The sequence below is a fragment of the Sphingomonas sp. 67-41 genome (assembly GCF_001899725.1).
Lineage (GTDB): Bacteria > Pseudomonadota > Alphaproteobacteria > Sphingomonadales > Sphingomonadaceae > Sphingomonas > Sphingomonas leidyi.
In genome coordinates this window covers 118869-128501 of sequence record NZ_MKWJ01000007.1, presented here as the reverse complement: position 1 = coordinate 128501, position 9633 = coordinate 118869, and the positions used below count along the sequence as shown (strand labels likewise).

At 64.6% G+C, this 9633-nt stretch carries 10 protein-coding genes; 4 read left to right on the top strand and 6 right to left on the bottom strand.

Going from position 1 to position 9633, the window contains the following annotated elements; all coding sequences use genetic code 11:
* Positions 1 to 110 precede the first annotated feature (110 nt).
* The 3 genes from BGP17_RS03875 to BGP17_RS03865 are packed head-to-tail and all read left to right on the top strand — an operon-like array spanning position 111 to position 2985.
* Complete coding sequence (locus BGP17_RS03875; RefSeq protein WP_286711090.1) at positions 111 to 941, top strand: MDR family NADP-dependent oxidoreductase; 831 nt, start codon at positions 111 to 113, stop codon at positions 939 to 941.
* Between the two features lie 10 nt (positions 942 to 951).
* On the top strand, positions 952 to 1962 hold the full coding sequence (locus BGP17_RS03870; RefSeq protein ID WP_286711089.1) for an aromatic ring-hydroxylating oxygenase subunit alpha: 1011 nt from the start codon (positions 952 to 954) through the stop codon (positions 1960 to 1962).
* An 18-nt stretch (positions 1963 to 1980) separates the two neighbouring features.
* Complete coding sequence (locus BGP17_RS03865) at positions 1981 to 2985, top strand: aromatic ring-hydroxylating oxygenase subunit alpha (protein WP_286711088.1); 1005 nt, start codon at positions 1981 to 1983, stop codon at positions 2983 to 2985.
* Positions 2986 to 3007: 22 nt separating this feature from the next.
* On the opposite strand, the gene BGP17_RS03860 is transcribed toward BGP17_RS03865, so the two are convergent.
* Positions 3008 to 3793 (bottom strand): SDR family oxidoreductase, encoded by a 786-nt coding sequence (locus BGP17_RS03860; RefSeq protein ID WP_286711087.1) that lies wholly within the window; start codon positions 3791 to 3793, stop codon positions 3008 to 3010.
* Between the two features lie 134 nt (positions 3794 to 3927).
* Here BGP17_RS03860 and BGP17_RS03855 point away from each other — a divergent pair, with 134 nt between their 5' ends.
* Positions 3928 to 4692: an SDR family NAD(P)-dependent oxidoreductase gene (locus BGP17_RS03855; protein ID WP_286711086.1), complete on the top strand. Its 765-nt coding sequence runs from the start codon at positions 3928 to 3930 to the stop codon at positions 4690 to 4692.
* Between the two features lie 28 nt (positions 4693 to 4720).
* Here the strand turns inward: BGP17_RS03855 and BGP17_RS03850 are convergent, their stop codons facing one another.
* Genes BGP17_RS03850 through BGP17_RS03830 form a run of 5 tightly spaced genes read right to left on the bottom strand, consistent with a single transcriptional unit; the run spans position 4721 to position 9633 of the window.
* Positions 4721 to 5188, bottom strand: a complete 468-nt coding sequence (locus BGP17_RS03850) for a nuclear transport factor 2 family protein (RefSeq protein WP_286711085.1) — start codon at positions 5186 to 5188, stop codon at positions 4721 to 4723.
* Complete coding sequence (locus BGP17_RS03845; protein WP_286711084.1) at positions 5185 to 6024, bottom strand: MaoC/PaaZ C-terminal domain-containing protein; 840 nt, start codon at positions 6022 to 6024, stop codon at positions 5185 to 5187. Before BGP17_RS03845 ends, BGP17_RS03850 begins: the two co-directional genes overlap by 4 nt.
* Positions 6024 to 7175 carry a thiolase family protein gene (locus BGP17_RS03840; protein ID WP_286711083.1) on the bottom strand — a complete coding sequence of 384 codons (1152 nt, stop codon included), beginning with the start codon at positions 7173 to 7175 and terminating at the stop codon, positions 6024 to 6026. The genes BGP17_RS03845 and BGP17_RS03840 overlap by 1 nt, the downstream gene beginning before the upstream one ends.
* Entirely contained in the window at positions 7172 to 7534 is a 363-nt protein-coding gene (locus tag BGP17_RS03835; RefSeq protein ID WP_286711082.1) for a Zn-ribbon domain-containing OB-fold protein, read from the bottom strand. The genes BGP17_RS03840 and BGP17_RS03835 overlap by 4 nt, the downstream gene beginning before the upstream one ends.
* A complete protein-coding gene (locus BGP17_RS03830) occupies positions 7534 to 9633 on the bottom strand; it encodes an acetate--CoA ligase family protein (RefSeq protein ID WP_286711081.1) in 2100 nt (699 codons plus the stop codon). The genes BGP17_RS03835 and BGP17_RS03830 overlap by 1 nt, the downstream gene beginning before the upstream one ends.

Sequence of the window (9633 nt, the reverse complement as noted above, 5' to 3'; positions counted from 1 at the left end):
ACCACGGGTTGACCCACCCGTGACACCCGAAACATAATCCGCAGACGGGTCACTTCTCGATGGAAAACCCGGGTCACTTCTCAGTGGAAATCAACAATCTTGCCCGCGCGATGCGAAGCTGGACCGGCGAAGTCCCCGGCTGGGCGGACGGCACGATCCACGGCCGCGTCGTGGGCGAAGTGATCGAGTCTCGGTCGCCCGATTTCGCGCCCGGTCAATACATCACCGGTGTCGGCAAATGGCAGGAAGTACAGGCGCTCGACGCGGCGTCAGTCGACGCCATTCCCGCCGAAATCGACCCGCCGAGCCTGGTGCTCGGCGTCCTTGGCCGCTCGGGACTCACCGCCTGGGTCGGCCTCCATCTCGCCGATCCGGAGCCGGGCGAGACGCTGCTCGTGTCCGCCTCCAGCGGTCCGGTGGGCAGCGTCGTCGGCCAGCTCGCCAAGGCACGGGATCTGCGGGTGATCGGCACTGCGGGCGGTGCGGAGAAATGCGCATATGTCACCGGCAAGCTCGGCTTCGACGCCTGCCTCGACCATCGCCTTCCCAATCTCGCCGAACGCATCGCGGAGGCGGCTCCGAACGGGATAGACATATTGTTCGAAAATGTCGGCGGCCCCAATCTCGACGCCGCGCTTCCGGCGATGGCGCAAGGCGGGCGCATCCTGCTTTGCGGGCTCGCCGCGCACTATAACGACGAACGCCCGATAACGCTGACGCACTTCAAGGCGCTGCTCTATCGCGGCTTGAGCCTTCGGGGCTTTATCACCGCCGAGCATCCACACCTCTTCCCGACCGCACTCGCCGAGCTGCGCGAAGGGGTAGGCAATGGCCGGACCGTCCATAGCGAAGCCATCATCGACGGCCTCGAAAACGCCCCTGCCGCCTATCTCGGCATGTTGAGCGGACGCGGGATCGGCAAGCGGCTCATCCGGCCATGAGGAGTGCGCAATGCTGAAGCTGAGCATGATACCCACGGGCTGGTTTCAGGTGGGCTGGGGCGCTGAGATCGCGCCCGGCGGCGTCAAGCCGATGCGCTATTTCGGGCACGACCTTGTTGCCTTTCGCGACGACGCCGGCGCGCTCGCGATCCTCGACGCGCATTGCAAGCATCTGGGGGCACATCTGGGCCATGGCGGCAAGGTGAAGAAGGGTTGCATCGTCTGCCCCTATCACGGCTGGGCATGGGCCAGGGACGGAAGCAATGCCGACATTCCCTATCAGGAGATGCCCACACGTGCGAAACTTCGCCGCTGGAATACGATCGAAAGCCACGGACTGATCTTCCTGTGGCACGATCCCGCCGGCGGACCCCCACGCGAGGGTTGGGAACTACCCGATCTGTTCGCCGATTTCCCCGACAAGATCGCCGACGAGACCGACTATTATCCCTGCTATCCCGAAGCGATCGTCGACCGTCCCGGCGAGCGTATCCATCCACAATTGATGATGGAGAACACGGCGGACTCGGTGCACTTCGTCTTCACGCATGGGGCGCCCGACTATCCCGAGCTCACCGAATGCTGGGAGGAGGGCAACCGGCTGCGCAGCACGATGGCGTTCAAATCGCCCAGGACAGGCGCGCACGCGCTGTTCAACCGTGGCATCAAGCCCAATGTCGGCCTCTCCTTCACCTTCTTCGATGGCGACAAGATTCATTACCGCCTGATAGTGACGGCAACGCCGGTGGACGACGCGACGGCGGATTTCCGCGTAAGTTATTTCCTCCCGCGCGATCCGCAATCGCCCGAAGTGATGCCCGGAAAGCTGCGCGATTTTGCGAGGAGCACCGAGGCGCTTTTCGAGGAAGACGCGCGCATCTGGCGGCACCAGGTCTTCGTAAAGCGGCCAGTCTACGCCCAGCAGGATATCAAGGGATACACGGCGCTGCGCAAATGGAGTGAGCGCTTCTACGAGGCCGATCCGGGCGCATCCCCCACCCCGCATGTCGAGACGCTTTGAGGCGCAGAAAGGCAGACTATGCTCAAGCTCAGCATGAAGCCCACAGGCTGGTTCCAGATCGGCTGGAGCGCCGAACTCGCGCCCGGCGGCGTCAAGCCGATGCGCTATTTCGGCGAGGATCTGGTTGCCTTTCGCGACGAGGCCGGCGTGCTCGCGGTGATGGACGCGCATTGCAAGCATCTCGGCGCGCATCTCGGCCATGGCGGCAAGGTGAAGAAGGGCTGTGTTGTCTGCCCCTATCATGGCTGGGCATGGGCCAAGGACGGGACCAACGCCAATATCCCCTATCAGGACAAACCCACCGGCGCGAAGCTGCGCACCCGCCATTTGATCGAGCGGCACGGGCTGATCTTCATGTGGCACGATCCCGCTGGCGGGCCCCCACGCGAAGGCTGGGATCTGCCCGATCTGTTCGCCGATTTCGAGCTGGAGGGCAGCGAGGCCGATTATTACCCCTGCTATCCGCAGGCGATCGTCGACAAACCCGCCGAACCGCTCCACCCGCAGCTGATCCAGGAAAACGCTGCGGACTCGATGCATTTCCGCTTCGCCCATGGCGCGCCCGAAGACCCCGAGCTGCTATGGTTCGAGACGCCGGGCACGCGCTGGCGTTCGCGCATGGGGTTCAAGTCACCGAAGACCAAGCAGGTCGCGCTGACGCTGCATACGCTGAACATGGGGCCGGGACTGTCCTTTGCGGCATTCGACGGGCGCAACCCCTATCGCCTGATCCTCACCGCGACGCCAATCGACGAGGAACTGTCCGACCTGCGCGTGAGCTATTTCCTGCCGCGCGATCCGGCGTCGCCCGATACGATGCCGCAGGCCCAGCGCGACTTCGCACATCACACGATCGAGTTGTTCGAAGAGGATGCCCGTATCTGGCGGCATCAGGTGTTCGTCCAGCGCCCGGTTTTCGCGAAGCAGGACATCGCCGGCTACACGGCGCTGCGCAAATGGAGCGAGCAATTCTACGAGGCGCCCGAGGGCAAGACGCCGATGCGGGCGGTGGTCGAGCTCTAGACCACCGCCTGCAAGAAGCGGATCAGAACAGCGACTTGTGCTTGCCTCCATCCACGCCGATCCAGTTGCCGCTGATATAACCGGCCAGATCGGAGCAGAGATAGGCGATGGTCGATGCGATCTCCTCGGGCCGGCCGACGCGTCCCGCCGGAATGAGATCGTGCAGGAACTCGCCGACCTTGTCGGGCGCGATGCCCATCTTCTTCTCGAGATAATTGTACATGTTATCGGTCCCGATCCAGCCCGGGCCGACCGTGTTGCAGGTTATGCCGTATTTCGCGACTTCATCCGACAGCGTCTTGACGAAGCCCACCGCGGCGGGGCGCGTGGTGTTGGCGAGCATATGGTGAATATTGCCCACCGGCTCCTTGGCGGTACCCGATCCAACCGCGACGAAACGGCCCCAGCCCTTCTCCTTCATCGCCGGGATCACTTCGCGGGCGAGATAGACCACGCTCATCGCGTAGACGATGAAGAAGCGCTCGAAATCCTCGTCCTTCACGTCTTCGAAATCGCCGGCGATGTTCTCCATGACACAGCTGATCGCGATGTCCGGCGCACCGAATTCGGCGGTGACGGCTGCCACCGCATCGCGCACCCCAGCACGGGTGGTGAGGTCCGCCGAATAGCCCATCGCCGTCCCGCCACGGCTGCGGATCAGTTCTACCGTTTCATCGATCGGTCCCTGCGTGCGCGCGACGATGGCGATCTTCGCCCCTTCGTCGGCAAGCATCACCGCCGCCTCGCGGACCATGCCCTTGCTGCCGCCCGATACGAACGCAACCTTGTCTCGAATGCCGAAATCCATGTCTCTCTCCTGTGGTGATTTCGCCGCAGGATCGGCCTCTTGGCGGGTCGAGGCAAAGGTAGTGCGGCATTGATCACAAGGCCGATCCGCTGGACGGACGACTGGTGTTATCGCTGCTTTGCTAGGAGAGCCGCATGACCGAAACACTGTTGAAGGGCCGCCGAATCATCGTCACCGGCGGGGCGAGCGGAATGGGCGAAGGCTTGGTTCGCGCCTTGCCTGGGCTGGGCGCGCAGGTCGTGTCGCTCGACATAAATTCGGAAGCTGGAGCGCGGATCGCCACGGAAACCGGCACGGGATTCGTGAGCGTCGATGTTGCCAGCAAGGCGTCAGTTACAGCAGGGATCGACGCAGCGGTGGGCCAGCTCGGCGGCCTCGACGTCCTGATCCACGCCGCCGGCATCGCGCCCGGAGCGCAGGCCGAAGCCATTCCACTCGACCAATGGGATCAGGTTCTGGCGATCAACGCAACGGGCACCTTCCTCACCAATCAGGCCGTCTTCCCGCACTTGAAGGAAAAGGGCGGCGTCATCCTCAACTTCGCCTCATCGGCGGGTGTGAAGGGCTATCCGAACAAGGCAGCCTACGCTGCTTCCAAGGGCGCCGTGGTGGCCTGGATCCGCTCGATCGCAGTCGAATGGGGCCGCTACAATATCCGCGTCAACGGCATCGCCCCGGCAATCTGGACGCCGATGTACGACAAGACCCGCGCCGCAATGGCGCCTGAGCAACTGAGCGGCCATGAGGCGATGCTGAAAGTCTCGATTCCGCTCGGCGGCAAGCTGGGCGAGATCGATGGGGACCTTGTGCCTGTCGTCGCCTTCCTAGCTTCGGAAGGTGCGCATTTCATGACCGGTCAGATCGTGCCGGTGGACGGCGGCGCGATGATGATGCGCTGAAGGGAGAGAGACATGCTGCCCTGCCCGGTCAGCTGATCGGGCGCTCGAACGCGGGAGACGGATAGCTTCGCCCGGCGCTCTCGATCATGCCGCGATAGAAAGGCAGGAACCGGCGATGGGCGAAGCGCCACCCCTCAGGTGTTCGCACCAGCTGGTCCTCATAGCTGCCAAAGCAACAGGCGAGCCCTTCCTCGCCGTGCCGCTTGAGGAGCTCGCTGACCGTCCAGGTCGCAATGGCGGTGTCGCCATCAATCCGAATCACGCCCGCCCCGCACGTCTGCGCGAGGAATTCGAGCGGCGCGAAGGTCAGGGTCAGCGCCTCGGCGATCGCTGCGCGGCCAATGATTTCGGCCTTGTAGAACGCCGTGAGCACGCCGTCTTCGGCATAGACCGCGGCCGCCGCCGCACCATCCAATCGCATCGCCGCATGACTATATGCCGCCGCCAACCGTTGAATCTCGATCTCGTCGAGCAGCTGGCGCTCGAGCGACGTCATGCCAGCACGGCCCGCCCGCGATCGAGTACGACCTTGTCGCCGACCCCTGCGCGGAACACCACGACACCGGCTTCGTCCCACATATCCACCGTCACGGTCTCGCCCGGCAGCACTGGCTTGGAGAAGCGGGTCTCGAACGCTGTCAGCATTTTCTCCGGAAACGCCTTCACCACCGCCACCGCCGCGACGCCGTAAGTCGCAAGGCCATGCAGGATCGGACGCGAGAAGCCGGCCCGTGCCGCGAATTCTGGCTCAGCGTGAAGTGGGTTGCGGTCGTTATTGAGGCGATAGATCAGCGCCATGTTGGGCTCGGTCGGCATCTCCACGGATCGATCGGCCGCCCTTTCAGGCACGGCGATGTAGGCGTGGCTTTCGCCCGAAGGTCCGCCGAACCCGCCATCGGCACGGCAGAACACGCTCGAGTTGCTCCGCGCGATGAGGTCGCCGCTCGCCTTGTCGAACGTCTCGCGTGTCAGGTCCATCACCGCGCCCTTGTCGCCCTTGTCCCAGATCGCAGTGACCTTGTTGGTCGAGATCACCACTCCACCCACCGGAAGCGGGCGATAGCTCGACAGCCGCTGCGCGCCATGCACCACCATCGTCCGGGTAATGCCCGCCGCCGGCTCCGCCATCCAGTTGCCCGGATGTCCGATCACGATCGGCATGGTCGGAAACACCTTGAGGTCCTTCTCGAACACATAGCGCAGATCGTGCGCATCCAGCGGATCGCGGCCAATGCCGATCGACAGCGCATAGAACATCGCGTCGCGATCGCTGATCACCGTCTCGATGGGATCAAAGGCGCGGCCCAGGATATAATCGGCATTCAGCGGCATCAGAGCGTCTCCCCGGTGCCGAAGATCGTCACTGCCTGACTCGACAGCGTCCCGCCGTTACCGTGCGCCAGCGCCAGCTTTGCCCCCGCGATCTGGCGTTCGCCCGCGGCACCGCGAAGCTGAGTCACCGCCTCGACCATCGTGAACAGGCCGTACATGCCGGGATGCACGCAGGATAGACCGCCGCCATTGGTGTTGACTGCTAGCTTTCCTCCCGGCGCGATCCCCCCATCAGCCACGAACCGCCCGCCCTCGCCCTTCGGGCAGAAACCGAGATCCTCAAGGAACAGGATCGTATTGATCGTGAACGCATCATAGACTTCGACAACATCGATATCCGATGGCTTTACACCCGCCTGCGCATAAGCCCGTTCGCCTGCTTCCGTCGCTGCCGTCACGGTCAGGTCTTGGGCGGACGAGATATTCTTGTACCAGGTCGCCGATGCCGCCCCGAGCAGATAGGCGGGCGGTTGCGGCAAGTCGCGCGCCCGGTCGGCACGCGTCATCACTACCGCCGCGGCACCATCGGTGACCAGGCAGCAATCGCGCACCGTCAATGGATCGGAGACCATACGCGCGCCGAGCACGTCCTCGATGCTCAGGGGATCCCGGACGAATGCGTCGGGATTGAGCTGCGCCCACTTCCGCGCTGCCACCGCGACTTCGGCGAGATGTTCGCGTGTCGTGCCATAGTCATGCATGTGCCGCGCCGCCGCCAGCGCATAGGAACTCGGCGGATTGCGCGGTTTGTAGACGCTCTCGTATGGGAAGGGCGCCGCGCCGCTCGTCATAAGCCCGCCCGCCGCAGACCGCTGGTTGCTGCCATAAGCGATCAGCACCGCGTCGCAGAGCCCCGCCTCCAAAGCCAGTGCGGCCCACATCGCATGGATCTGAAACGACGAGCCGCCCGTCCGTGTCGTCTCGGTGATCTTCGGCCGGATCCCCAGATATTCGGGCACGCTCATGGCAGTGAACGGATCCTGCGGCATGATCGCGAACACACCGTCGATATCCGCTACGCTCAGACCGGCATCGGCGATCGCGGCGAGCGAAGCCTTGGCCAGCAGCTCGGTCGCCGAATAGCCTGGCGCCGATCCGATCCCGAACGTCGCTGCGCCAACGATCGCTGTCTTGCCCCGTGGGAAGCTCATGCGCCGGCTCCCGTGAACACGACCGCAGCAACGCCGTCGATCTCGCCGATCCTGGCCTTCACGCGCATTCCGATCGTCACTGCGCCGGGATCCATCTCGACCACGCGGCTCATCATTCGCACGCCCTCGGCAAGGTCGATCAGTGCGATATTATAGTCCGGCGTCGGCGGCTTGTTACGCACGACCGTAGTCGAATAGACCACGCCCTCGCCTGACGCCTCGACCCATTCGAGATCAGTTTCGCCCGTCCCCGGCGCTGCGACGCGCGGGTAAAAGACGAACCTGCCGCTGCTGCGCGAACGCTGAAGCATGAAGCGACCTTCGGTGACGAAGCCCGCATAGTCCTGATCGGGATGCATCAATGGCCTCCGCCATGCGGCTGCCCGGCCACCACCAGCGCATCGACGGTAACGACGCCCTCGCCGGCCGGGTAGACGAACACCGGATTGAGATCGAGCTGGTCGATATTGCTCTCCGCCCGCGCCAGCTCGGCGACGCGCGAGACGAGTGCGGCGAGTGCATCGATGTCGGCGGGGGCCTGGCCACGCGCCCCGGCGAGGATCGGTGCGGTCTTGAGCCGGCCGATCAGCGCTTTGGCATCATCCACCGACAGCGGCGGCGGCGCGAACACCACATCCTTGAGCACCTCGAGATAGATGCCCCCGGAGCCGAGCATCACCAATGGCCCGAAATCCGCGTCGCGGGTGACGCCGATGACGATCTCATGCCCCTTGGGCATCATCTTCTGGACCAGCACGCCCTCGATCCGGGCGGCGGGCGCATAGGCCTTGACGCTGGCGAGAATGCGATCGAACGCGCCCTCGACTTCGCCCGCACCGATATTCAGCGCCACGCCGCCCGCCTCGGTCTTGTGGGCGATGTCAGGCGATTGAATCTTGAGCACCACCGGAAAGCCCATTGCCGCCGCCTCGCGCGCCGCATCGTCGCGGTTTGCGGTCAGCGCGCTGGGCGGGACCGGAATGTCATAGGCGGCAAGCAGCTTCGCCGTGTCGGCCTCGTCGAACACCCCGGCCAGAGCATGATCCATTACCGCAACCCGCGCCGGCGGGATGGGCGCACGCCGCTTCCAGCTTTCGAGAAACGCCGCGTGCCGGTCGAGCGCGGACAATGCCGACGCGCATCCCCGGAAGCTGGTAAACCCCTGCCCTCCCAGCGCCGCCAGCGACGCCATGTTCTGCGACACCGGCAGGATGTGCGAATGGAAAAGGATGGGCTTGTTCGCCTGAGCGTAGACTGGCCCAAGCAGTTCGGCGAGCGAGTTAATACGCCCGGCCTTGTGCAGCCCCATATTGACGATCATCGCATCGATCTCGTCGCTATGCTGCAGCTTTTCCAGCACGCGCACCAGCGGCACACCTCCCGCCTCAACCGCCTGCGCGGTGACGTCGACAGGATTGGCCGGCGATCCGAATTCCGGGATGAACTCGCCAATGTCCGCCTGAAGCTCGGCACTCAGTTCCGGCACATCGATTCCCAGCGTCCCGCAAAGGTCCGCCGCCCATGCGCCTGCGCCACCTGAGGTCGTCACGACCGCCGCGCGCCGCACGCGCCCGTGCGGGAAGCGCGCGAAGGCGGCCGCGGCGGCCAGCATCTCCTCCATGTCGAACACGCGGATCACGCCATAACGCTCGAACACCGCGTCATAAGCGGTGTCGGCCCCGGTCAGATGCGCGGTGTGCGAGACTGCCGCACGCTGCCCGGCCTCGGAGCGCCCCACCTTCATTACGACGATTGGCACACCCTTGTCGGCCGCCTTGGCGGCGACTGCGGCAATGCGCGAGGGTGTCTTCAGCCCCTCGATGAACATCAGGATGACGCCGCTCTCGCCCGCGTCCAGCAAATGGTCGACAAAATCCAGGCATTCGAGGTCACCCTCATTTCCCGTCGTGATCACTGCGTTGAAATCGAGATGCTCGGCCAGCGCCCGGCCGAACAGCGCAAAGCCCAGGCCGCCCGACTGCGACACGATCGAGACCTTGCGCCCCGGCCGCGCTGCGGCCTGCCCTTCCGCCAACGCCCCCTCGACAACTGCCGCAAAGGTCGCCGCCACGCCGTTCAGATCGAAATAGCCCTCGGTGTTCGGGCCCATATAGCGCAGCCCGCTATCGCCGATCGCATCGGTCAGCTCGGCCATATCGACGCCCGAGGACAGGATGACTGCTGCCTTCGCGCCTGCCGCCACCGCCTCGCGGATCACCCCCGGCACCGTCGCGCCCGGCGTCGCGATCAGCACCAGTTCGGCGCCTCCCGGAATTTCCGCCAGCGATGTGTAGGCGGTGCGCCCCTGGATCGTCCCGCCCTTGGGATGAACGGGATGGACCGGCCCCGAATAGCCGCTCTCCAAAGCAAGCTTGAGCAGCTTGCCGCGAAGCTTCGCAGGATCGTCCGCAGCGCCCACGACGGCGACGCTTGCGGGAGTGAAAAAGCTCGAAAGCAC

Coding starts and splice junctions, on each gene's coding strand:
- BGP17_RS03875 (WP_286711090.1), top strand. CDS start 111: ATGCGAAGCTGGACCGGCGAAGTCCCCGGCTGGGCGGACGGCACGATC.
- BGP17_RS03870 (WP_286711089.1), top strand. CDS start 952: ATGCTGAAGCTGAGCATGATACCCACGGGCTGGTTTCAGGTGGGCTGG.
- BGP17_RS03865 (WP_286711088.1), top strand. CDS start 1,981: ATGCTCAAGCTCAGCATGAAGCCCACAGGCTGGTTCCAGATCGGCTGG.
- BGP17_RS03860 (WP_286711087.1), bottom strand. CDS start 3,793: ATGGATTTCGGCATTCGAGACAAGGTTGCGTTCGTATCGGGCGGCAGC.
- BGP17_RS03855 (WP_286711086.1), top strand. CDS start 3,928: ATGACCGAAACACTGTTGAAGGGCCGCCGAATCATCGTCACCGGCGGG.
- BGP17_RS03850 (WP_286711085.1), bottom strand. CDS start 5,188: ATGACGTCGCTCGAGCGCCAGCTGCTCGACGAGATCGAGATTCAACGG.
- BGP17_RS03845 (WP_286711084.1), bottom strand. CDS start 6,024: ATGCCGCTGAATGCCGATTATATCCTGGGCCGCGCCTTTGATCCCATC.
- BGP17_RS03840 (WP_286711083.1), bottom strand. CDS start 7,175: ATGAGCTTCCCACGGGGCAAGACAGCGATCGTTGGCGCAGCGACGTTC.
- BGP17_RS03835 (WP_286711082.1), bottom strand. CDS start 7,534: ATGCATCCCGATCAGGACTATGCGGGCTTCGTCACCGAAGGTCGCTTC.